Raw genomic sequence first — 22,406 nt, 5'->3', positions numbered from 1 at the left:
TTCAGCCGATCAGCTGTTTCAGCAGCGCCTCATGGCGCTGTTGCTGTTTCTTGAGCAGAAGCCGGTTCGAGCGGAACACTGCTTTCAGATCATCCAGCGCCACGTCGAACTCGTCATTGATGATGACGTACTCGTATTCGTCGTAGTGCTCCATCTCGCTGACCGCTTCCTTCATGCGCCCGGCAATGATCTCTTCGCTGTCCTGACCGCGGCCGTCCAGGCGCTGGCGCAGGGCTTGCTGGCTGGGCGGCAGGATGAAGATCGAGCGCGCTTCGGGCATCAGCTTGCGTACCTGCTGGGCACCTTGCCAGTCGATCTCGAGGATCAGGTCGAAGCCCTGGTCGAGGGTTTCCTGCAGGGCGCTGCGCGACGTGCCGTAGAAGTTGCCGAACACCTCGGCGTGCTCGAGGAAGTCGCCTTGGGCGATCAGTGCCTTGAATTCCTCGTGGACGACGAAGTGGTAGTTCACCCCGTGCGCCTCACCCGGGCGCATGGCGCGGGTGGTGTGCGAGACCGACACGCGAACGTGTGGATCCTGCTTGATCAGCTCGGTGACCAGGCTGGTCTTGCCGGCGCCGGACGGTGCCGAAACGATGTAGAGGGTGCCGCTGCTGTGGTTCATGGTCGGGGGTGGCCTTACTCGATGTTCTGTACTTGTTCACGCATCTGCTCGATCAACACCTTCAGGTTGACCGCCGCCTGCGTGCTGCGTGGGTCAAAGGCCTTGGAGCCCAGGGTGTTGGCTTCGCGGTTGAGCTCCTGCATCAGGAAGTCCAGGCGCCGGCCGGCGGCACCGCCGGACTTGAGCACCCGGCGCACTTCGGTGACGTGGGTGCTGAGGCGGTCGAGCTCTTCGGCAACGTCGCTCTTCTGTGCCAGCAGCACCATCTCCTGCTCCAGGCGCTGCGGGTCGAGCTCAGCCTGCATGTCGCCGAAACGGTCGAGGATCTTCTGCCGCTGCACGGCCAGCATCTGTGGCACCTGGGTGCGCAGGGTGGCCACTTCGCTGGCCATGCTGTCCAGGCGCTCGTTGATCAGCCGGGCCAGCTCGGCACCTTCACGCAGGCGTCCGGCCTTGAGTTCGGCCAGCGCTTCGTCGAACAGGGCGATGGCTTCGGCGTTGAGGGCCTGGGGGTCGCTGGCGTCGGCCACCAGCACGCCCGGCCAGGCCAGGACTTCCAGCGGGTTGAGCGGCGCCGGTTGCTTGATCAGGCTGGCGACGGTCTCGGCGGCGGCGACCAGTTGCGCGGCGCGTTCACGGTCAACCTGCAGCGGCTTGCCGGTGCTGTCTTCGTTCAGGCGCAGGGTGCATTCGACCTTGCCCCGCGACAGCCCTTGGCGCAGGCCTTCGCGCACTGCGCCTTCGAGGTCGCGCAGGGCTTCGGGCAGGCGCAGGTGGGGTTCGAGATAGCGATGGTTGACCGAGCGCAGCTCCCAGACCAGGGTGCCTTGGCTGCCGGCGCGTTCGGCGCGGGCAAAGGCGGTCATGCTGTGCACCATGGGGAGTACCTCGCGTAATCGGGTGAACGGGGGAGCCTTACGGCTGCAAGGCGCAGGATTGTAGCGCAGTGCGGCCCGGGCGCCCAATCCGGCCATGCTACCGCTGCCCCGCCGCCGTGGTCGGAAAAGGCGACAGGCTGCGCCGGGTGCGACGATAGGCATGTCTTCGCGGGGCGACGGGCTCTATAATGCTCGGCAGATTTAAAGTCCCAGTACAGGTATCCCAGATGAAACGTCCAAGTGGTCGCGCCGCCGATCAGCTCCGCTCGATCCGCATCACCCGCAACTACACCAAGCACGCCGAGGGGTCGGTACTGGTCGAGTTCGGTGACACCAAGGTCATCTGCACGGTCAGCGTCGAAAATGGTGTTCCCCGCTTCCTCAAAGGCCAGGGCCAAGGTTGGCTGACTGCCGAGTACGGCATGCTGCCGCGCTCCACCGGCGAGCGTAACCAGCGTGAAGCCAGCCGTGGCAAGCAAGGTGGCCGCACCCTGGAAATCCAGCGCCTGATCGGCCGCTCCCTGCGCGCTGCGCTGGACATGAGCAAGCTCGGCGATATCACCCTGTACGTCGACTGCGACGTGATCCAGGCCGACGGCGGTACCCGTACCGCCTCGATCACCGGTGCCATGGTCGCCCTGTGCGATGCCCTGGCCGTGATCAAGAAGCGTGGCGGCCTGAAGGGCGGTAACCCGCTCAAGCACATGATCGCCGCCGTATCGGTGGGCATGTACCAGGGCGAAGCGGTGCTCGACCTCGACTACCTGGAAGACTCCGCCGCCGAGACCGACCTCAACGTGGTCATGACCAGCGCCGGTGGCTTCATCGAAGTGCAGGGCACCGCTGAAGGTGCGCCGTTCCAGCCGGAAGACTTCAACGCCATGCTGGCGCTGGCGCAAAAAGGCATGGGCGAGATCTTCGAGCTGCAGAACGCCGCACTGGCCGACTGACAGATAGCAAGTGGGGCCGCTTTGCGGCCCATCGCTGGCAAGCCAGCTCCCACAGGTACGGCGCATGACTTAAGGTCTACGCAGTCGCTGTGGGAGCCGGCTTGCCGGCGATGGGGCGCGAAGCGGCCCCATTGGTTTATTAGATGGTCAACGTCCAGTCGTAATCCACGATCAGCGGCGCGTGCCGGGAGAAGCGTGGCTGGCGCGGCAGGCGTGCATTGCGCACGAAGCGGCGCAGGCCTGGGGTGAGGATCTGGTAATCGAACCGGTAACCCAGGTTGAGCATCTCGGCCTGCTCGTTGTCCGGCCACCAGCTGTACTGGTCGCCTTCACGGCTGACTTCGCGCAGTGCATCGACGTAGCCCATCTCGCCGGTGATCGCGTCCATCCAGGCGCGCTCTGGCGGCAGGAAGCCGACCGACTGCTGGCTGTCGCGCCAGTTCTTGATGTCGAGCTTCTGCTGCGCCACGTAGAACGAGCCGCAATAGATGTATTCGCGACGCTTGCGACGCTGTTTGTCCAGGTACTTGGCGAAGTCGTCCATCAACTTGAACTTCTGGTTCAAGTCTTCATCGCCGTTCATGCCCGAAGGCAGGAGCAGCGTGGCAATACTTACCTTGTCGAAATCTGCCTGCAGGTAGCGCCCGTAACGGTCAACTGTCTCGAAGCCCAGGCCGGTGATGACTGCCTTGGGCTGCATGCGCGAGTACAGTGCCACGCCACCTTGGGTGGGCACCTCCGCGTCGCAGGCGTAAAGGAAATAGCCATCGAGCTGGAAAGCTGGGTCGTCGAGTTCAAAGGCCGAGGCGCGGGTATCCTGAAGACAGATGACGTCGGCATTCTGGGCTTGCAGCCAGCTGAGCAATCCACGCTCGGCTGCAGCCTGAATGCCATTCACGTTCACACTGATGATCCGCATAAATGGCCCCAAAAATCTCGTGCGTGTATGATACCCGAGCTCAACACATTTAGCTAAATCCGTGGTGTCCGGGACCTTTTATGCAGCCGTATCAGCGCGACTTCATTCGTTTTGCCATCGATCGCGGCGTTCTGCGCTTCGGTGAATTCACCCTGAAATCGGGGCGTACCAGCCCGTACTTCTTCAATGCCGGCCTGTTCAACACAGCTTCCGCCCTGGCGCAGCTGGGGCGTTGCTACGCGGCGGCCATCGTCGACAGCAAGATCCCGTTCGACGTGCTGTTCGGCCCGGCGTACAAGGGCATCCCTCTGGCGGCGGCCACGGCGGTGCAACTGGCCGAGCACCACCAGCTCGACGTGCCATGGTGCTTCAACCGCAAGGAAGCCAAGGACCACGGCGAAGGTGGCAGCCTGGTTGGCGCCCCGCTGGCCGGTGACGTGCTGATCATCGACGACGTGATCACCGCCGGTACCGCCATCCGTGAAGTGATGCAGATCATCAACGCCCAGCAGGCCAAGGCCGCTGGCGTGCTGATCGCACTGAACCGCGAAGAGCGCGGCAACGGCGAGCTGTCGGCGATTCAGGAAGTCGAGCGCGACTTTGGCATTCCGGTAGTCAGCATCGTGTCGCTGACCCAGGTGCTGGAGTTCCTGGCCGACGATCCGCAACTCAAGCAGCACTTGCCGGCGGTCGAGGCGTATCGCGCCAAGTACGGCATCTGACGCGAACGTGCAAAGAAAAGGCGACCTCAGGGTCGCCTTTTTTATTTCCGCGCATTCAACGGCCGTTCGGGTAAGGGTCCTGCACCGCGTCGCCCTGGCCGCTCAAGATCTTCCAGCCACGCAGTGGGTGGGTAGCAGGCTTGAAGTGGGGGCAAGGTGGAAGCGAGGTCTTGCTCTGGTTGGAGTATTTGTGGCCGCAATCTGCGCACGAGTACGTGCCGGCGGATACATCGCTGCCGTATTTGACCAGGGCTTTCTGCGTCATAGCTGCATCTCCTTTGTTGGAAGCGGCAATGATAGGCAGCCGATAAAGACAGCGGTTGTAGTATGCGTCCGTCGTTTTAGTAGGACTTTTCCCGCTGAACAGCGCGCTACACAGAGATGAAAAAGGCGACCCTTGGGTCGCCTTTACTGTGTCAATCCGTACCGTACTTTGGCGAACGAGGCCCGTACAGGATCCCGCCGTTAGGACCAGGCGACAGCAGGCGCGCGCTGGTCATGCCGGCAATCGGGTAACCGGCGTCATCCTGCACGCTGCTGATGATCTGGTTGACCGCCGCAGCCACCAGCATGCCGATCAGGCCGCCCTGGTTCTGCCGGCCTTCCTCGCTCGACGCGGTGGCGCTGCCGGTCCACAGGGTGGCGCCGGTCTTGAGGTCGACCAGCTTGGCGTTGGCGGTGACGATGGTCGCGCTGCTGAGGATCATGTAGCGGGTACCGTAGTCGCTGACGGTGACATACAAGCCCGCGTCGGCACCGAAGATCTCGTGCAGCTTGCCGGTCGGCAACTGGTGGATGTCGGCCGGCGTGGTCATGCCGTTCTGGCGGAAAGTTTCGTCCACCAGTGCCACCGGCATCACGTAGTAACCCGCTTCGGCCAGTGGGTAGGTGACCTGGGAGAGCATGCTGTAAGTCGCCTTCACGTCAGGCGATTCATTCAGCGGCGGCAGGATCAGGATCGATTTTGGACGGCTCTGCTTGTAAGCCGAATAGTCGATGGTCTTGCGCTCGGCACAACCAGCGAACAACGCCAGCACACAGGCACCGACGATCAGTTGGGTCAGGCGCTTGATCACTGTTTGGCCCCTTTGCTGGCGTTTTTCATCAGGAAGTCCATGTAGGCCGTCGATTCAGGGAACAGCGCCTTCTCGGTGCGGAACTGCTGAATCATCTGGTCATCCTTGCCGAGGCTGGAATACAGCAAGCCCAGCTGTGCGTGGTAACCCGGCGGTACCGCGCCGTTCTTGGCCTTGATCTTCTCCAGATCACGCTCCAGGGCGGTGATTTGCTCTTCCTTGGCGTCACCTTTGAGGTAGCTGTACACCTGGGGCTGATAGCTTTCCCACTGATACAGCGTTTTGTGCGAGTTGCAGCCGGCCAGCAGCGCGCTGCCCAGCAGCAGGGCGGCGACGGTGCGCCGGCCTTGGGGGATGATGCTCATCGTACGTCTTCCTTGTCGCAATCCAGGTGTTACTGGGCTTGTGGCTTCCACTGGCCGCCTTCGACGGCGCCAACCAGCTTGTTGACCGCTTCGCGCATGGCCAGGTCGAGGACCTTGCCGTTGAGGGTCGAGTCATAGCTGGCGGTGCCGCCGAAGCCGATGATCTCGCGGTTGGAGAGGGCGTATTCACCCGCGCCCTGGCTGGAGTAGACCACTTCCGAGGTGCTGATATTGACGATGTTCAGTGCAACCTTGGCGTAGGCGATCTGGGTTTTGCCGCGGCCGAGGATGCCGAACAGCTGGTGATCACCGACTTCCTTGCGGCCGAATTCGGTGACGTCGCCGGTGACCACGAAGTCGGCGCCTTTCAAGCGCTGAGCCTGGCCCTTGATGGCAGCTTCCTGCTGGATCTCGCCCATGTTGTCGCGGTCCAGCACGTTGAAACGGTTGGTCTGCTGCAGGTGGGTGATGAGGATGGTCTTGGCCTGGCCACCCAGGCGATCGACGCCGTCGGAGAAGATGCCGCGCATGTAGCTGGAGCGGTTGTCGAACTTGCCCACGGCAATCGGGGTGCGCACGCCGCTGTAAGGGCGGTTGACGCTTTCGACCTGTTGCACGGCAACAGCGGTGGAGGTTTCAGTGGCACAGCCGGCGAGGGACCCGACAGCCAGGGCGGCTGCCAGCACGAGTCCATGTGATGCGTATTTCACGCGTGTTCTCCAGGTAAATAAAAACTATTTGCAACAGGGCTGCATTCTGCCACGTTGATGCGACAGCTTAACCAGTAAATTGATGGCGAAAAATGAAAAAAGATGGCTCAAGGCCATCTTTTTTGTATATCCGATCGAATGCACTGCGGGCGGTGTAGCGATCCGGCCGCGATGGCCAGTAAAAGCATCGCGGGGCAAGCCTGCTCTCACCTTGAGGTGCCAAGGTGGGAGCGAGCTTGCCCCGCAACAGGGTTACAGCTGGATCAGTGACGCTTGCGATTGGTGATCAAGGTGCCCACGCCGCTGTCGGTGAAGATCTCCAGCAGTACCGCGTTGGGCACGCGGCCATCGATGATGTGCGAGCTGTTCACACCGCCCTGCACCGCCTCCAGCGCGCACTTGATCTTCGGCAGCATGCCACCGTAGATGGTGCCGTCGGCGATCAGTTCGTTGACCTGTTCGGTGGTCAGGCCGGTCAGTACCTGGCCTTGCTTGTCCATCAGGCCGGCGATGTTGGTCAGCAGCATCAGCTTCTCGGCCTTCAGCGCTTCAGCGACCTTGCCGGCGACCAGGTCGGCGTTGATGTTGTACGACTCGCCGTTCTTGCCCACGCCGATCGGCGCGATCACCGGGATGAAGTCGCCTTTGACCAGCATGTTCAGCAGGTCGGTGTTGACGCTCTCGACCTCGCCTACATGGCCGATGTCGATGATTTCCGGTTGGGTCATCTCAGGGGTCTGGCGGCTGACGGTGAGCTTGCGCGCACGGATCAGCTCGGCGTCCTTGCCGGTCAGGCCGATGGCGCTGCCGCCGTGGCGGTTGATCAGGTTGACGATGTCCTTGTTGACCTGGCCGCCCAGGACCATTTCCACCACGTCCATGGTCGCCGAGTCGGTGACGCGCATGCCGTCGATGAAGTGGCTCTCGATCGACAGGCGCTTGAGCAGGTCGCCGATCTGCGGGCCGCCGCCATGCACGACCACCGGGTTGATGCCCACGGCTTTCATCAGCACGATGTCACGGGCGAAGCCCGTCTTGAGCTCCTCGCTTTCCATCGCGTTGCCGCCGTACTTGATCACCAGGGTCTTGCCGACGAAGCGGCGAATGTAAGGCAGTGCTTCGGACAAAACCTCGGCTACATGGGAAGCGGCATCGCGATCGAGGGTCATGCAGGGCTCCAGGTAAGGAACGGATAGTCGTCAGAACGGCAGTTGCAGGCCTGGTTGGACCCGCAGCAACTGCGTGCGGAATACAGCCTTGATACGGTCGAGTTCTGCCGCGCTGTCGGCCTCGAAGCGCAGCACCAGCACCGGTGTGGTGTTGGAGGCGCGAACCAGGCCCCAGCCGTGGGCGTAGTCGACCCGCACACCGTCGATGGTGGTCAGGTTGGCATCGCCCCAGTCGGCGTCGCGTTGCAGAGCATCAATGATGCTGAATTTACCCTCGTCGGTCACATCAATGTTGATTTCCGGCGTGGAAATATCATCGGGGAACGCGGCAAACAGGTCTTCGGCGCTTTGCCCGGCCTTGCTGAGAATCTCCAGCAGGCGCGCGGCGCTGTAGATACCGTCGTCGAAACCGTACCAGCGTTCCTTGATGAAGATGTGACCGCTCATCTCGCCGGCCAGCAAGGAGCCGGTCTGTTTCATCTTCTTCTTGATCAACGAGTGGCCGGTCTTCCACATTAGCGCGCGGCCACCGTGCTGTTCGATCAGCGGGGTCAGGCGGCGGGTGCATTTGACGTCGAAGATGATCTCGGCGCCCGGGTTGCGCGACAGCACGTCCTGGGCGAACAGCATCAGCAGGCGGTCGGGGTAGACGATGCTGCCGGTGTTGGTCACCACGCCCACGCGGTCGCCGTCGCCGTCGAAGGCCAGGCCGATATCGGCGCCGGTCTCTTTCACCTTGGCGATCAGGTCTTCCAGGTTCTCAGGCTTGCCCGGGTCCGGGTGGTGGTTGGGGAAGTTGCCGTCGACCTCGCAGAACAGTGGGATCACCTCACAGTTCAACGCCTCGATCAATTGCGGGGCGATCACGCCAGCGGCGCCGTTGCCGCAGTCGACCACCACCTTCAGGCGCTTGGCCAGCTTCACGTCGTCGACGATCTGCTGGTAGTAACGCTCGAGGATCTCGACTTTTTCCACATGGCCATCGCCACGGGTCAGGTCGTTGGTCTTCAGGCGGGTCAGCAGGGCCTGGATCTGTTCGTTGGCCAGGGTGTCGCCGGCGATGACGATCTTGAAGCCGTTGTAGTCCGACGGGTTGTGGCTGCCGGTGAGCATCACCCCCGACTTGCCGGCCAGCACGTTGGCGGCGTAGTACAGCGCCGGGGTCGGCACCAGGCCGACATCGCTGACCTGGCAACCGGCCTCGACCAGGCCCTTGATCAGTTGCTCGACCAGCATCGGGCCGGACAGGCGGCCGTCACGGCCTACCGAGATCTGTGGTTCGCCCTGGGCGAGGGTTTGGGCGCCGATGGCGCGGCCGATCCAGTAGGCCGTTTCGGCGTGCAGGGTCTTGCCGACCACGCCGCGGATGTCATAGGCGCGGAAGATGCTGTCGGGCAGTGCGGGGACCAGGTGGGCCATGTCGTTCATCTCTGGGGACTCCATAAGTCAAAGGCTTCTGGGCAGGCGCAAACTGAACGCTTGGACGGCGGTTTCGCCAGAGAGTTCGCCATCCATGGCCCGAACGGTCTGCTGTTGCCTCAGCGAGTGCCTGAGTGGCCGAAGCCGCCAGCGCCGCGCTGGGTCTCGTCGAACTGCTCGACGATGTCGAAATGCGCCTGCACCACCGGCACCAGGATCAGCTGCGCGATGCGCTCGCCGACGGTGATGGTGAACGGCGTGCTGCCGCGGTTCCAGCAGCTGACCATCAGCTCGCCCTGGTAGTCCGAGTCGATCAGGCCGACCAGGTTGCCCAGCACGATGCCGTGCTTATGGCCCAGGCCCGAGCGCGGCAGGATCATCGCCGCCAGGCCCGGGTCGCCGATGTACACCGACAGGCCGGTGGGGATCAGCAGGGTCTGGCCAGGCTCGAGGACGGTGTCCTCCTTGAGCAGGGCGCGCAGGTCCAGGCCGGCAGAGCCGGGGGTGGCGTACTGCGGCAGGGGGAATTCGGTGCCCAGGCGTGGGTCGAGGATCTTGGCTTGAAGAGCGTGCATGTAACTTATTGAACCTGGTTGAGCCGTTCGGCGATGAAGGCAACCAGCTGGCGGGCGATCTTGCCTTTGCTGGTCTGCGCGAAGAGGGTTTGATGCTGCTGCCGGTCGATCACGGTCAGGGCGTTTTCCTCGCTGTTGAAGCCGATGCTGGGGTTGGCCACATCATTGGCGACGATCAGGTCGAGGTTCTTGTCCTTGAGCTTGCGCGTGGCGTAGTCGAGCAGGTGCTCGGTCTCGGCGGCAAAGCCCACGCTGAACGGGCGATCGGCGCGGCCGGCAATGGTCGCAAGGATATCGGGATTGCGCACCATCTGCAGCAGCATGCCGTCGCCGGTGGTGGGATCCTTCTTGAGCTTCTGTGCGGCGACGACTTCCGGGCGGTAGTCCGCGACCGCGGCCGAGGCGATGAACAGGTCACAGGGCATGGCTGCTTCACAGGCCGCGAGCATGTCCCGCGCGCTGACCACGTCGATGCGGCTGACCCGGTCCGGGGTCGGCAAGTGTACCGGGCCGGTGACCAGGGTCACCCGGGCCCCGGCTTCGGCGGCCGCCTCGGCCAGGGCAAAGCCCATTTTCCCTGAACTATGGTTGGTGATGTAGCGCACCGGGTCGATGTTCTCCTGGGTCGGCCCGGCGGTAATCAGCACGTGCTTGCCGGTCAGTGCCTGGCGCTTGAAACTCTCGGCGGCGCACCAGGCCAGGTCGGTGGCTTCGAGCATGCGGCCCAGGCCCACGTCGCCACAGGCCTGGCTGCCGGAGGCCGGGCCGAACACCTGGATACCACGGCGCTTGAGCAGTTCGAGGTTGTCCTGGGTTGCCGGGTCGCGCCACATGGCCTGGTTCATCGCTGGCGCCACGGCGACGGTAGCGTCGGTGGCCAGCACCAGCGTAGTCAGCAGGTCGTCGGCCATGCCCTGGGCCATGCGCGCCATCAGGTCGGCGGTGGCCGGGGCAATCAGCACCAGGTCGGCCCATTTGGCCAGTTCGATATGGCCCATGGCCGCTTCGGCGGCGGGGTCGAGCAAGTCCATGTGCACGGGGTGGCCGGACAGCGCCTGCAGGGTGAGCGGGGTGATGAATTCGGCACCACCACGGGTCATGACCACGCGCACCTGCGCGCCGTGTTCCAGGAGTCGGCGAATCAGCTCGGCGCTCTTGTAGGCGGCGATGCCGCCACCCACGCCGAGAACGATGCGCTTGCGATACAACCGCTGCATAGGCCTTGCCTTATTCCAGTGAAAGCGGGCGGCGACGGTGACTGCCTGCGGCAGATCGTCGCATTTTCGAAGCGAACTAGATTAACACAGCGCCCAAACGGGCCGTAGTGGCAGGCGAGGAGGGGGGATGAACATCAGGGAGTGGCCGGCCGACGAGCGGCCGAGGGAGAAGTTGTTGCAGCGTGGCGCGGCGGTGCTGTCGGATGCCGAGCTGGTGGCGGTGTTGCTGGGGTCGGGGGTCGCTGGGCGTAATGTGCTGGACCTGGCGCGCGGGCTGCTGGCGAAGTTTGGCGGGCTCAGGCCGTTCCTCGAGGCCGATCGCGCCAGATTGATGCGTGAGCCGGGCCTGGGGCCGGTGAAATACGCCCAGCTGCAGGCGTTGCTGGAGATCGGCAGGCGGTATCTGGATGAGGGCATCGAGCGTGCGTCGGCGCTGGAGTCGCCGACATCGGTGCGGCGCTATCTGAAGTCGATGCTGCGCCATGAGGCCAGCGAGGTATTCGGTTGCCTGTTCCTGGATACCAAGCACCGGCCGTTGGCGTTCGAGATCCTGTTTCGCGGCACCATCGACCGCGCGAGCATCTACCCGCGGGAGGTGGTGCGCCGGGCCTTGCTGCACAACGCGGCGGCGCTGATCCTGTGCCATAACCACCCGTCAGGCCATTGCCAACCCAGCCAGGACGACGTGCACCTCACGCAGATGCTCAAGCGCTCGCTGGCGCTGATCGATGTACGGGTGATGGACCATGTCATCGTCGGTGATGGCGAGCCACTGTCCATGGCCGAGCATGGGTGGCTGGCAGGCTGACAGCAATCGCGGGGCAAGCCCGCTCCCACGACGGTATCGTGGGAGCGGGCTTGCCCCGCGATGAGGCCTCAACGGTTTACGGCGACCTTGCTGAAATCCAACCGCCCGAACGGGCTCACCTGATACCCCTCGACGCCCTTGTGCAGCAACGTCGCCGCCGTCGGATGCGCCAGCGGCAGCCAGAGCGCCTGCTGCTGGATCAGTGCCTGGGCCTGTTGGTACAGACGGCTGCGCACGCTCTGGTCGTTGGTGGTGCGCCCGGCATTGATCAGCTGGTCCAGGCGGCTGTCGCAGAACCGCGCGAAGTTGGTCCCGGACTTGACCGCCGCGCACGAGAATTGCGGGCTGAGGAAGTTGTCCGGGTCGCCGTTGTCACCCGCCCAGCCCATGAACAGCAGGTCGTGCTCGCCCGCCTTGGCGCGGCGGATCAACTCGCCCCACTCGATGGTACGAATCTCGGCCTTGATGCCGACCTTGGCCAGGTCTGCCTGAAGCATCTGCGCGCCCAGGCTGGGGTTGGGGTTGAGCAGGCTGCCCGACGGGCGGGTCCAGATCGTGGTGGCAAAACCATCTGCCAGGCCGGCCTTGGCCAGCAGCGTCTTGGCCTTCTTCTGGTCCATGGTGTAGCCCGGCAGGTCCTTGGCGTAGCTCCAGGTGTTCGGCGGGTAAGGGCCGTTGGCGGCGGTGGCGGTGTTTTCGAACACGGCCTTCAGGTAGGCCGGCTTGTCGAAGGCCAGGTTGATCGCCTGGCGCACCTCGGGTTTGTCCAGCGGCGGGTGCTGGCTGTTGATGGCGACGAACGCGGTCATGAACGCCGGGGTGGTCGCCACCTTGAGGTTGCCGTCCTTGCCGGCCTCGGCGATGTCCAGCGGCTTGGGCGACAGGGCCACCTGGCATTCGCCGCGCTTGAGCTTCTGCAGGCGCACGTTGGCGTCGGTGGTGATGGCGAAGATCAGCGGGTCGACCGACGGTTTGCCGGCGAAGTAGTCGGGGTTGGCGCGGTAGCGCACCACGGCGTCCTTCTGGAAACGCTGGAAGACGAACGGCCCGGTACCCACAGGCTGGCTGTTGAGCTTGTCCGGGGTCTCGGCCTTGAGCAGCTTGTCGGCGTACTCGGCGGAGTAGATCGAGGCGAAGCCCATGCTCAGGGTGGCCAGGAAGGTGGCATCCGGGTGCGAGAGGGTGAAGCGCACGGTATTGGGCTGTGGGGCCTCGATCGACTTGATCAGGCTGCCCAGCTGCAGCGACTGGGCATGCGGGTAGCCGCCCGCAGCGGTCTTGTGCCACGGGTGGGCGGGGTAGAGCATGCGCTGGAAACTGAACAGCACGTCTTCGGCGTCCAGCTCGCGGCTGGGCTTGAAGTAGGGCGTGGTGTGGAATTTGACGCCCTGGCGCAGGGTGAAGTCGTAGATCAGGCCGTCCGGCGACACCGTCCAGCGCTCGGCCAGGCTGGGCACGACCTTGCCAAGCCCTGCATCGAACTCGACCAGGCGGTTCATCAGCACATCGGCCGAGGCATTGGTGGTGGTCAGCGAGTTGTACTGGACCACGTCGAAGCCTTCCGGGCTGGCTTCGGTGCACACCGACAGCGGCGCGGCCTGGGCGAGGCCGGCGGCGCACAGCGTGGTGAACAACAGGGAAAGGGCGGCGGCACGCATGGTGGCTCCTTGGCGGGTTTGTGGCACCATCTGCCGGTGCAGTCTGGAAAAGTCCTACCCTAGTGTGGGCACGGGCAAATGACCACACCCTTTCGCATTAATTCGGCGACGGGCGGTCGACACCTTGGCGCCCCAGTCGTTATGCTGCCCGGGCGCACTCGGCACGACCTGAAGACACATCTTCTGTTGTTGCGGCTGAGTCTTTCTGGTATAAAGCAGCGCTCTTTTCTAGGGGCTCGGCCTGTCGCGTAAGCGCTTCCGGTCGATAAGACCCTCGGAAACACGGCGCCTGGCGCCAATGACTGAGAGATTAAGCGGCCAACCCATGCCGGGTTGGGCATGTGGTTTTAGAGGGCTGAGGCATGTCGAGAGTCTGTCAAGTTACTGGTAAGGGTCCAGTAACCGGGAATAACATTTCCCACGCAAACAACAAAACCCGTCGTCGTTTCCTGCCAAACCTGCAGCACCACCGTTTCTGGGTTGAATCCGAGAAGCGTTTCGTGCGTCTGCGCGTTTCCGCCAAAGGCATGCGTATCATCGACAAGCGCGGCATCGATGCCGTTCTGGTCGACATCCGCAAAGCTGGCGCCAAGGTTTAAGGGAGAACATCATGCGTGAATTGATCCGTCTGGTTTCGAGTGCCGGTACCGGCCACTTCTACACCACCGACAAGAACAAGCGCACCACTCCGGACAAGATCGAGATCAAGAAATACGATCCGGTCGTCCGCAAGCACGTGGTGTACAAGGAAGCCAAGATCAAGTAATTGATCGGCAACCTGAAAAAACCCGCAACCGTAAGGTGGCGGGTTTTTTTATGCCTGCGACAAAGCTGCAAGCCTCGTGTCCTGTACTGGCCTCATCGCCGGCAAGCCGGCTCCCACAGGGTCAGTGGGAGTCGGCTTGCCGGCGATGAGGTCGGAGCAGGTGTCCGTTACTTCTGCTCGAACATCACATAGATCTTGCGGCACGGCTCCAGCACCTCCCAGGTGCCCTTGAAGCCCGCCGGGATGACGAAGCGATCGCCGGCACGCAGGGTCTTGGCATTGCCTTCCTGGTCGCGCAGCACCGACACACCTTGCACGATCTCGCAGTATTCATGCTCGGTGTAGTTCACCGTCCACTGGCCCACTTCACCTTCCCAGACGCCTGCGGCGAACTGCCCGCACGGGCTGGAATAGTGGTTGTAAACAGCCTGGTCAGGCTCGCCCTTGAGGATTTTCTCCGCCGCCGGGCGGTAGCGTTCGGCCTCGGTCAGAACCTGGGCGAAGTCGACGATGCTGGCGATACTCATGGTGGTTACCCTGTTGTTGTTTAATAAAATGAACATCAGTAGGCATTTGAGCCGTTCGTGTCAAATATATTGATAGTTTCCCCGCCCTGGTTTAGGGTGGCAGGTGCCCGTGTGCCTCGTCACCCGGCCAGAATTTCTGACAGCGCCCGTGAGTCCTCAGTGCGGCGTTGCACCTTAACAAGAGAGGAGTTTCCTATGACCACCCTGACTCGTGCGGACTGGGAACAGCGTGCCCAGCAACTGAAGATCGAAGGCCGCGCCTTCATCAACGGCGAATACACCGATGCCGCATCCGGTGAAACCTTCGACTGCCTGAGCCCGGTGGACGGACGCTTCCTGGCCAAGGTTGCCAGCTGCGACCTGGCCGATGCCAACCGCGCTGTCGAAAATGCCCGCGCCGTGTTCGAATCCGGCGTCTGGTCGCGCCTGGCTCCGGCCAAGCGCAAGGCCAAGCTGATCCGCTTCGCCGACCTGCTGCGCAAGCACGTCGAAGAGCTGGCCCTGCTCGAAACCCTCGACATGGGCAAGCCGATCGGCGACTCCTCCAGCATCGACGTGCCAGGTGCGGCCAGTGCCCTGCACTGGAACGCCGAAGCCATCGACAAAGTCTACGACGAAGTCGCGCCAACCCCGCACGACCAGCTCGGCCTGGTTACCCGTGAGCCGGTGGGTGTGGTCGGTGCCATCGTACCGTGGAACTTCCCGCTGCTGATGGCCTGCTGGAAACTCGGCCCGGCCCTGGCCACCGGTAACTCCATCGTCCTCAAGCCGTCGGAAAAATCGCCGCTGACCGCCATCCGCATCGCCCAGCTGGCGATCGAAGCCGGTATCCCGGCGGGCGTGCTCAACGTGCTGCCAGGCTATGGCCACACCGTGGGCAAGGCCCTGGCCCTGCACATGGATGTCGACACCCTGGTGTTCACCGGTTCGACCAAGATCGCCAAGCAGCTGATGATTTACGCCGGCGAGTCGAACATGAAGCGCGTATGGCTGGAAGCTGGTGGCAAGAGCCCGAACATCGTCTTCGCCGACGCCCCGGACCTGCAAGCCGCCGCCGAGGCCGCAGCCAGCGCCATCGCCTTCAACCAGGGTGAGGTCTGCACCGCAGGTTCGCGCCTGCTGGTGGAGCGTTCGATCAAGGACAAGTTCCTGCCCATGGTGGTCGAGGCCCTCAAGGCCTGGAAACCGGGCAACCCGCTGGACCCGGCAACCACCGTCGGTGCGCTGGTCGATACCCAGCAGATGAACACCGTGCTGTCGTACATCGACGCCGGTCACCAGGACGGCGCCAAGCTGCTGGCTGGCGGCAAGCGCATCCTCGAAGAGACCGGCGGCACCTACGTCGAGCCGACCATCTTCGACGGCGTGACCAACGCCATGAAGATCGCCCAGGAAGAAATCTTCGGCCCGGTACTGTCGGTTATCACCTTCGACACCGCCGAAGAAGCCATCGCCATCGCCAACGACACCCCATACGGCCTGGCAGCCGGCATCTGGACCTCGGACATCTCCAAGGCCCACAAGACCGCCCGCGCCGTGCGTGCCGGCAGCGTCTGGGTCAACCAGTACGACGGCGGCGACATGACCGCGCCGTTCGGTGGCTTCAAGCAGTCGGGCAACGGCCGTGACAAGTCGCTGCACGCGCTGGAGAAGTACACCGAGCTGAAGGCGACCTGGATCAAGCTGTAATCCGGTAACGCCTTTTCGCGGGGCAAGCCCGCTCCCACGCCGCCAGGGTTTGATGATGCATCATCAGCGCCTGGTTACGTGGGAGCGGGCTTGCCCCGCGATGCTTTCTGCCTGATTCAACTGCCCGGGAGGCCACCATGCGTTGGGGAACCTATTTTGCCGTGCTGGCGTCGGTGCTCAGTGTCGGGCTCGCGCTCGGCGTGAGCATGCCGCTGGTGTCCTTGCGCCTGGAGGGCTGGGGTTACGGCGGGTTCGCCATCGGCGTGATGGCGGCAATGCCGGCGCTGGGCGTGTTGGTCGGCGCCGCCGTGGCCAGCCGCTTGGCCGGTTGGGTTGGCGTACCGGCCGCCATGCGCCTGTGCCTGTGGGGCGGGGCGCTGTCGATCGGCCTGGTGGCTTTGCTGCCCAGCTACCCGCTGTGGCTGGCGCTGCGCCTGCTGATCGGCATGTCGCTGACCGTGGTGTTCATCCTCGGCGAAAGCTGGATCAACCAGTTGGTGGTCGAGCAATGGCGCGGGCGGCTGGTGGCGCTGTATGGCAGCAGCTACGCCCTGAGCCAGCTGGCCGGGCCGATGGTGCTGGGTTTTCTCGGTTCCAACGATGACTTCGGTTTCTGGGCGGCGACCGGGCTGCTGCTGGTTGCCCCGCTGATCCTCCTGGGCCGTAGCGGCGCACCCAGCACCGAGGCGTGCAGCGTTACCTTCCTCGACCTGTTCGCCTTCTGCCGACGGCTGCCGGTCATTGCCTGGGCCATCGCCCTGTTCGCCGCTTTCGAGGCCATGATCCTTACCCTGCTGCCGGTGTATTGCCTGCAGCAGGGTTTCACCACGGAAGTGGCGCTGTTCATGGTCAGCACCGTGGTGGTGGGCGATGCGGTGCTGCAGTTGCCGATCGGGGCGCTGGCTGATCGCATGTCGCGACGCACGTTGTTCAGTGGCTGTGCGCTGACCCTGCTGGTCTCGAGCCTGGCCATTCCGCTGCTGCTGCACACGCCGCTGATCTGGCCCTTGTGGGTGCTGTTCGGGGCCAGTGCGGGAGGGTTGTTCACTCTATCGCTGGTCTTGATCGGCGAGCGCTATCGCGATGATGAGCTGGTGCGGGCCAATGCCCACGTGGCGCAGCTGTGGGGCATCGGTTGCCTGCTCGGGCCGCTGCTGGCCGGGGCGGGTAGCCAGTGGGTCAGTGGGCATGCGTTGCTGCTGCTGATGGCGGTGGGGGCCGCGGGGTTGGTGGTGCTGACCCGGCGCAAGGATGCCTTCGAGCCAGCTTCTGCCTGATCGATTGTGCGGCTGCTGCGCAGCCTTATCGCCGGCAAGCCGGCTCCCACAGGGTGTACGGTTTCCTGTGGGAGCCGGCTTGCCGGCGATAAGGCCCTCAACTACAACATCTTCTCTAGCCCCACCGCCTTGCTGATCCAGGCGTTGAAGCGTCGCCATATCCCCCCAGGCTCGGTCAGCAGCATATGCCGCTGGCCATTGTCCTCGGTGACCCACACCAGCTTGCCGCCCACCAGCTTTGGCTGGTAGCTCAACGCCGGCGCCATGCCTTGTACCGCCAGGTCGCGGGTGTACTCGGCCAACTCCGGGCTGTCCACCAGCACGCCGACCTCGGTGTTCCACAGCACCGAACGCGGGTCGAAGTTGAACGAGCCGATGAACGTCTTGCGCCTGTCGAACACCATCGCCTTGCTGTGCAGGCTCGAGTCGGAGCTGCCGTGCAGGCTCAGGACGCGCCGGGTACTGCGGTCGCCGGGCTGGCGGCGCAGCTCGTACAACTGCACGCCATGTTCGAGCAGGGCGCGGCGGTAGGGCGCGTAACCGCCGTGTACCGCCGGTACGTCGGTGGCCTCCAGCGAATTGGTCAGCAGCTTGACCGAGGTGCCGGCGTCCGCACGGCTGGTCAGGTACAGCAAGCCCGGCTCACCCGGCACGAAGTAGGCCGACACCAGGATCAGCTCGTGCCGCACGCTGTTCAGGTCCGGCGCCAGTTGCTGGCTCATCAGCAGTTGTGGGTCGGGTTCGTCATCGGCCAGCACTTTGCTCGGCGCGTCCCACAGCGCCTGGCTGTGCGCCCAGATCAGCTCGTTGCGCCATACCTCCAGACGTGGCTGTGCCTGGTAGGCCATCAGCCGGTCGTAAAGGGCTTTGCGCTTGATGCGTGCCTCGGCCAGGGACACCTCAAGGCGCTGGCGGCTGGCACGCAGGTCTTCGGCATCGGGCTGCCACCACAGGTAATCGCCGATGGGCCGGCTCAGCGCACTGTTCCAGTACTGGTCGAAGCCGTGCCCGAGTTGCTCGGCCACCGGGCCTACCCCCAACAGGTCGATGTCGGTGAAGTTGAGGTTGGGCTCGGCGTCGAAGTATTCGTCGCCCAGGTTGCGCCCGCCGACGATGGCCATGCTGTTGTCCACCAGGAACAGCTTGTTGTGCATGCGTCGATGCTGGCGTGACAGGTTGAACAGCCGGCCCGCGGCGCGGGTCACGCCGGTGCTGCGGCCCAGGTGCAGCGGGTTGAACACGCGGATCTGGATGTTCGGATGGGCATCCAGGGTGCCCATGATGGTGTCCAGGCCGTCGCTGGTGGTGTCGTCGAGCAGGATGCGCACGCGCACGCCGCGGTCGGCGGCGCGCAGCAGTTCGTGCACCAGTGCGCGGGTACTGAGGCCGTCGTGGACGATGTAGTACTGCAGGTCGATGCTGGCCTGGGCGTTGCGGATCAGCTCGGCGCGGGCGCGGAAGGCCTCATTGCTGTTGGGCAGCAGGCGAAAGCCCGAACGCCCCTCGTAGGGCGCGGCCTGGCGCTGCACCGAGCGGCCGAACGCCGATTCACTGGCCGGCAGCGCTTGGCTGACATCACGGGGTGTACCGGTGCTGGCGCAGCCTGACAGGCCGAGCAGCAGCACCAGCAGCAGGGGCAGGGCTGGCTGGCGTCTCAAGGGTGAATGGTCCTGTGCGACAGGGGCTTATGGGGTTGGACAGTGGCGGGCGGCGCAACGTTACCCGGCAGCCTGTTCGGCCGCCAGTAGACGATGGGCGGTTTCCCCCACCTTGCGCACCGCGGCTTCGATCTGCGGCGTCGGCCGCGCGGCGAAGTTCATGCGCAGGCAATTGCGGTACTTGCCCGAGGCCGAGAAGATGCTGCCCACGGCGATCTGCACGCCCTGCTCCAGTAAAGCCCGGTTCAGGCGCAACGTATCGAAACTTTCCGGTAGCTCCACCCACAGCATGAAGCCGCCTTGGGGCCGGCTGGCGCGGGTGCCCGGCGGGAAATAACGGGTCACCCAGTCGCACATCTGGTCGCGGCCACGCTGGTACTGGCTGCGCATGCGCCGCAGGTGGGGCTGGTAGTGGCCCTCGGCGATGAAGTCGGCAATGGCCAGTTGCGGCTGGCAGGCGGTGCTGCCGGTGCTGATGTACTTCATGTGCAGCACCCGCTCCAGGTAGCGCCCCGGCGCTACCCAGCCGATACGCAGGCCCGGTGCCAGGGTCTTGGAGAACGAACTGCACAGCAGCACCCGGCCATCGTCGTCGAACGACTTGATGGTGGGCGGGCGCGGGTAGGTGTAGGCCAGGTCGCCATACACATCGTCTTCGAGGATCGCCACGTCGTAGCGCTGGGCGAGGGTGAGCAAGGCCTTCTTGCGCGCCTCGGGCATGATGTAGCCCAGCGGGTTGTTGCAGTTGGGGGTGATCTGGATGAGCTTGATCGGCCACTGCTCGAGGGCCAGCTCCAGCGCTTCGAGGCTGATGCCGGTGATCGGGTCGGTGGGGATTTCCAGCGCCTTCATGCCCAGGCCCTTGAGGGTCTGCATGGCGCCGTGGAAGCTCGGCGAGTCAACCGCGACGATGTCCCCAGGTTGGCACACTGCGCGGATGCTGCACGACAGCGCCTCGTGGCAGCCGGTGGTCACCACCAGGTCGGCGGGGCCCAGGCGGCAGCCGGAATCGAGCATCAGCCGGGCGATCTGCTCGCGCAGTTGGGCATTGCCGTGGATGTTGTCGTAGTACAGGCCGGGCATGTCCTGGCGCCGGCTGAGCTGCGCCAGGCTGCGTAGCAGCGGCTTGAGCGTGGGGCTGTCGACATCCGGCATGCCGCGGCCCAGCTGGATCACGTCCGGGCGCGGGGTGGCGCGTATCAGTTCCAGCACCTGTTCCCACTGGGAGATATCCACAGGCCGTTGCGCCGGGCGGCTGATGTCGGGCAGGGCAGGGAGGTTGCGGTCCTCGGCGACGAAGTAGCCGGACTTGGGCCGTGGCGACACCAGGCCGTTGTCCTCCAGCAGGCGATAGGCCTGTTGCACGGTACTCAGGCTGACCCCGTGCTCGGTGCTCAGGGCGCGGACCGAGGGCAGGCGTTGGCCCGGCCGGTACAGGCCCTGCTCGATGCGCGACCCGAGCAGTTCGGCCAGGTTGAGGTAGAGGGTCACGGCATACTCCTGAATATCTTGTGGGGCGGGACCGATACAGATTGTAGGAAAATACTCCATTCAGCCGGCCTGCCGCCAATTCTGTATGGAAATAATAAATCTGTGTTGGATCTGTATTGCTCATGGCCCGCACGCGCATGCTTTCTGCACGCTATGACGTGATCTGGAGGGTGCGGTAATGGGTGGCATGAGCGATGTACGGTTGCAACTGTTGGCCACGGAACTGGAGGCGGGGCAGCGGCCCAAGGTTTACAGCGCTCCGGCGGGGCTCGGGCGCTGGGGGCTCATGCTGCATCGTTGGCGCACCCGCAGGGCCTTGCTGCAGCTGGAGGACTACCAGCTGCGCGATATCGGGCTGACCTGGGAGCAGGCGTGCCACGAGGCGCGCAAGCCGTTCTGGAGGGATTGAGGGATCAAGGTATTTGGTTGGCAGGGTTGGCCCTATCGCCGGCAAGCCGGCGATAGGGCCCGATACCCGATCACACCAGCTCTTTGAGCCTGTACCACAACATCCCCAATGCCAACAGCGGCGAGCGCATCAGCTTGCCGCCGGGGAAGGTCGGGTGCGGCACCTTGGCGAACAGGTCGAAACGCCCGCTCTGCTGGCCGCTGATGGCTTCGCCGAGCAGACGCCCGGCCAGGTGGGTGGCGTTCACCCCATGCCCGGAGTAGGCCTGGGCGTAATAGACGTTCGGCTGCCCGGCCAGGCGGCCGATCTGCGGCAGGCGGTTGGCGCCGATGCCGATCATCCCGCCCCACTGGTAGTCGATGCGCACGTCCGCCAGTTGCGGGAACACCTTGAGCATCTTCGGCCGCATGTAGGCGGCGATGTCCTGCGGGTCGCGCCCGGAGTAGTGGCAGGCACCGCCGAACAGCAGGCGATGGTCGGCGGACAACCGGTAGTAGTCCAGGGCCACGCGCTGGTCGCACACCGCCATGTTCTGTGGCAGCAACTGGCGTGCACGCTCCTCGCCCAGCGGCTCGGTGGCGATGATGTAGCTACCGGCCGGCAGCACCTTGCCGCCCAGTTCGCGGTTGAGGTCGTTGTGGTAGGCGTTGCAGCACAGCACCAGGGTCTTGGCGCGGACCCGGCCCTGGGCAGTGTGCACTTTCACTTCAGGGCCGTATTCGATGCGGGTGACTTCCGATTGCTCGAACAACTGCACGCCCAGGCGGCTGGCGGCAGCTGCTTCGCCGAGCGCCAGGTTGAGCGGGTGCAGGTGCCCTGAGCCCATGTCGATCAGGCCGCCGACATAGCGGTCGGAGCCGACCACCGAATGCATGTCGCCGGGCTGTACCAGGCGCAGTTCATGGCGATAGCCCAGGCTGCGCAGTTCTTCGGCGTCCTCGGCAAAGCCCGCAAGCTCGGCGGGTTTGTTGGCCAGGTCGCAGTAGCCCCAGGTCAGGTCGCAGTCGATGGCGTGGCGCTCGACCCGCTCACGGACGATCTCCACGGCCTCCAGGCCCATCAGGCGCATGCTGCGCACACCGTCCTCGCCGATCACCGGGAGGAACTGCTCCAGGCCATGGCCGACCCCGCGAATCAGTTGCCCGCCGTTGCGCCCGCTGGCGCCCCAGCCCAGCTTGCGGGCTTCCAGGAGGATCACCGACAGGCCGCGCTCGGCCAGTTCGATGGCAGTGTTCAGGCCCGAATAGCCACCACCAACGATGCACACGTCGGCGCTGTGCTCGCCCTGCAGGTAGGGATGGTCGGGGTGTGGCGCGCTACTGGCGGCGTAGTAGGAGGCGGCGTGTTGCGCGCTGTGGATCATCTGTCGATTCCCGGGGCTGAGGCGAAAGGGGGGAGGATAGGCAACTGGCCTCATCGCCGGCAAGCCGGCTCCCACAGGCCACCACTGATCCCTGTGGGAGCCGGCTTGCCGGCGATTGGCCCTATAATCCGCCGCACA

General features: G+C 64.3%; 23 protein-coding genes and 1 pseudogene. 8 read left to right on the top strand and 16 right to left on the bottom strand.

Annotated elements, in window-relative coordinates; translation table 11 throughout:
* Position 1: 1 nt before the first annotated feature.
* Positions 2–622, bottom strand: a complete 621-nt coding sequence (gmk, locus tag EJA05_RS27560; protein ID WP_125861117.1) for a guanylate kinase — start codon at positions 620–622, stop codon at positions 2–4.
* 14 nt (positions 623–636) lie between these two features.
* A complete protein-coding gene (locus EJA05_RS27555) occupies positions 637–1,500 on the bottom strand; it encodes a YicC/YloC family endoribonuclease (protein WP_125466061.1) in 864 nt (287 codons plus the stop codon).
* Between the two features lie 227 nt (positions 1,501–1,727).
* Between EJA05_RS27555 and rph the strand changes: the two genes are divergently transcribed.
* Positions 1,728–2,450: a ribonuclease PH gene (rph, locus tag EJA05_RS27550; protein WP_110991997.1), complete on the top strand. Its 723-nt coding sequence runs from the start codon at positions 1,728–1,730 to the stop codon at positions 2,448–2,450.
* 139 nt (positions 2,451–2,589) lie between these two features.
* On the opposite strand, the gene EJA05_RS27545 is transcribed toward rph, so the two are convergent.
* Complete coding sequence (locus EJA05_RS27545; RefSeq protein WP_110991998.1) at positions 2,590–3,369, bottom strand: exodeoxyribonuclease III; 780 nt, start codon at positions 3,367–3,369, stop codon at positions 2,590–2,592.
* Between the two features lie 80 nt (positions 3,370–3,449).
* Here EJA05_RS27545 and pyrE point away from each other — a divergent pair, with 80 nt between their 5' ends.
* A complete protein-coding gene (pyrE, locus tag EJA05_RS27540; RefSeq protein WP_125466060.1) occupies positions 3,450–4,091 on the top strand; it encodes an orotate phosphoribosyltransferase in 642 nt (213 codons plus the stop codon).
* 55 nt (positions 4,092–4,146) lie between these two features.
* Here pyrE and EJA05_RS27535 read toward each other — a convergent pair whose 3' ends face one another.
* From EJA05_RS27535 to coaBC, 8 genes and pseudogenes are all read right to left on the bottom strand, one after another.
* Positions 4,147–4,356 carry a hypothetical protein gene (locus EJA05_RS27535; RefSeq protein WP_110992000.1) on the bottom strand — a complete coding sequence of 70 codons (210 nt, stop codon included), beginning with the start codon at positions 4,354–4,356 and terminating at the stop codon, positions 4,147–4,149.
* 151 nt (positions 4,357–4,507) lie between these two features.
* On the bottom strand, positions 4,508–5,155 hold the full coding sequence (locus EJA05_RS27530; protein ID WP_223277235.1) for a DUF799 domain-containing protein: 648 nt from the start codon (positions 5,153–5,155) through the stop codon (positions 4,508–4,510).
* An 8-nt stretch (positions 5,156–5,163) separates the two neighbouring features.
* The gene (locus EJA05_RS27525; RefSeq protein ID WP_125466059.1) at positions 5,164–5,532 is read right to left on the bottom strand and encodes a DUF4810 domain-containing protein; all 369 of its coding nucleotides are present in this window, start codon (positions 5,530–5,532) and stop codon (positions 5,164–5,166) included.
* Positions 5,533–5,561: 29 nt separating this feature from the next.
* Positions 5,562–6,242 (bottom strand): CsgG/HfaB family protein, encoded by a 681-nt coding sequence (locus tag EJA05_RS27520; protein WP_110992002.1) that lies wholly within the window; start codon positions 6,240–6,242, stop codon positions 5,562–5,564.
* A gap of 263 nt (positions 6,243–6,505) precedes the next feature.
* Complete coding sequence (gene argB / locus EJA05_RS27515; RefSeq protein ID WP_110992003.1) at positions 6,506–7,411, bottom strand: acetylglutamate kinase; 906 nt, start codon at positions 7,409–7,411, stop codon at positions 6,506–6,508.
* Between the two features lie 30 nt (positions 7,412–7,441).
* Positions 7,442–8,815, bottom strand: a pseudogene (locus EJA05_RS27510) (phosphomannomutase/phosphoglucomutase); the annotation flags it as partial.
* 134 nt (positions 8,816–8,949) lie between these two features.
* On the bottom strand, positions 8,950–9,405 hold the full coding sequence (gene dut, locus EJA05_RS27505; RefSeq protein ID WP_102684802.1) for a dUTP diphosphatase: 456 nt from the start codon (positions 9,403–9,405) through the stop codon (positions 8,950–8,952).
* Positions 9,406–9,410: 5 nt separating this feature from the next.
* A complete protein-coding gene (gene coaBC / locus EJA05_RS27500) occupies positions 9,411–10,622 on the bottom strand; it encodes a bifunctional phosphopantothenoylcysteine decarboxylase/phosphopantothenate--cysteine ligase CoaBC (RefSeq protein WP_110992005.1) in 1,212 nt (403 codons plus the stop codon).
* 127 nt (positions 10,623–10,749) lie between these two features.
* Here coaBC and radC point away from each other — a divergent pair, with 127 nt between their 5' ends.
* Positions 10,750–11,430 carry a RadC family protein gene (gene radC / locus EJA05_RS27495; RefSeq protein WP_125861113.1) on the top strand — a complete coding sequence of 227 codons (681 nt, stop codon included), beginning with the start codon at positions 10,750–10,752 and terminating at the stop codon, positions 11,428–11,430.
* 68 nt (positions 11,431–11,498) lie between these two features.
* On the opposite strand, the gene EJA05_RS27490 is transcribed toward radC, so the two are convergent.
* Entirely contained in the window at positions 11,499–13,088 is a 1,590-nt protein-coding gene (locus tag EJA05_RS27490) for an ABC transporter substrate-binding protein (RefSeq protein ID WP_125861111.1), read from the bottom strand.
* Between the two features lie 362 nt (positions 13,089–13,450).
* On the opposite strand from EJA05_RS27490, the gene rpmB reads away from it, so the two are divergent.
* Together rpmB and rpmG are read left to right on the top strand one after the other, a co-directional pair.
* The gene (gene rpmB / locus EJA05_RS27485) at positions 13,451–13,687 is read left to right on the top strand and encodes a 50S ribosomal protein L28 (protein WP_003253504.1); all 237 of its coding nucleotides are present in this window, start codon (positions 13,451–13,453) and stop codon (positions 13,685–13,687) included.
* A gap of 11 nt (positions 13,688–13,698) precedes the next feature.
* Entirely contained in the window at positions 13,699–13,854 is a 156-nt protein-coding gene (gene rpmG / locus EJA05_RS27480; RefSeq protein ID WP_003253507.1) for a 50S ribosomal protein L33, read from the top strand.
* Between the two features lie 167 nt (positions 13,855–14,021).
* On the opposite strand, the gene EJA05_RS27475 is transcribed toward rpmG, so the two are convergent.
* A complete protein-coding gene (locus tag EJA05_RS27475) occupies positions 14,022–14,381 on the bottom strand; it encodes a cupin domain-containing protein (protein ID WP_125466055.1) in 360 nt (119 codons plus the stop codon).
* A gap of 195 nt (positions 14,382–14,576) precedes the next feature.
* Here EJA05_RS27475 and EJA05_RS27470 point away from each other — a divergent pair, with 195 nt between their 5' ends.
* Both EJA05_RS27470 and EJA05_RS27465 read left to right on the top strand, forming a co-directional pair.
* Positions 14,577–16,070 (top strand): aldehyde dehydrogenase, encoded by a 1,494-nt coding sequence (locus tag EJA05_RS27470; protein ID WP_110992009.1) that lies wholly within the window; start codon positions 14,577–14,579, stop codon positions 16,068–16,070.
* Between the two features lie 137 nt (positions 16,071–16,207).
* Entirely contained in the window at positions 16,208–17,347 is a 1,140-nt protein-coding gene (locus EJA05_RS27465; protein WP_125861109.1) for an MFS transporter, read from the top strand.
* A gap of 101 nt (positions 17,348–17,448) precedes the next feature.
* Here EJA05_RS27465 and EJA05_RS27460 read toward each other — a convergent pair whose 3' ends face one another.
* Positions 17,449–19,005, bottom strand: a complete 1,557-nt coding sequence (locus EJA05_RS27460; protein WP_125861107.1) for a phospholipase D family protein — start codon at positions 19,003–19,005, stop codon at positions 17,449–17,451.
* 60 nt (positions 19,006–19,065) lie between these two features.
* Positions 19,066–20,496 carry an aminotransferase-like domain-containing protein gene (locus tag EJA05_RS27455; RefSeq protein ID WP_189654504.1) on the bottom strand — a complete coding sequence of 477 codons (1,431 nt, stop codon included), beginning with the start codon at positions 20,494–20,496 and terminating at the stop codon, positions 19,066–19,068.
* Between the two features lie 178 nt (positions 20,497–20,674).
* Between EJA05_RS27455 and EJA05_RS27450 the strand changes: the two genes are divergently transcribed.
* Positions 20,675–20,905, top strand: coding sequence for a DUF1127 domain-containing protein (locus EJA05_RS27450; RefSeq protein WP_125861103.1), 231 nt, complete (start codon positions 20,675–20,677; stop codon positions 20,903–20,905).
* A gap of 70 nt (positions 20,906–20,975) precedes the next feature.
* Here EJA05_RS27450 and EJA05_RS27445 read toward each other — a convergent pair whose 3' ends face one another.
* Positions 20,976–22,268, bottom strand: coding sequence for an NAD(P)/FAD-dependent oxidoreductase (locus EJA05_RS27445; protein WP_125861101.1), 1,293 nt, complete (start codon positions 22,266–22,268; stop codon positions 20,976–20,978).
* Between the last annotated feature and the right edge of the window lie 138 nt (positions 22,269–22,406).

Source organism: Pseudomonas oryziphila (genome assembly GCF_003940825.1).
In the GTDB taxonomy this organism is placed as follows: domain Bacteria; phylum Pseudomonadota; class Gammaproteobacteria; order Pseudomonadales; family Pseudomonadaceae; genus Aquipseudomonas; species Aquipseudomonas sichuanensis.
This window is presented reverse-complemented; position numbering and strand designations above follow the sequence as displayed.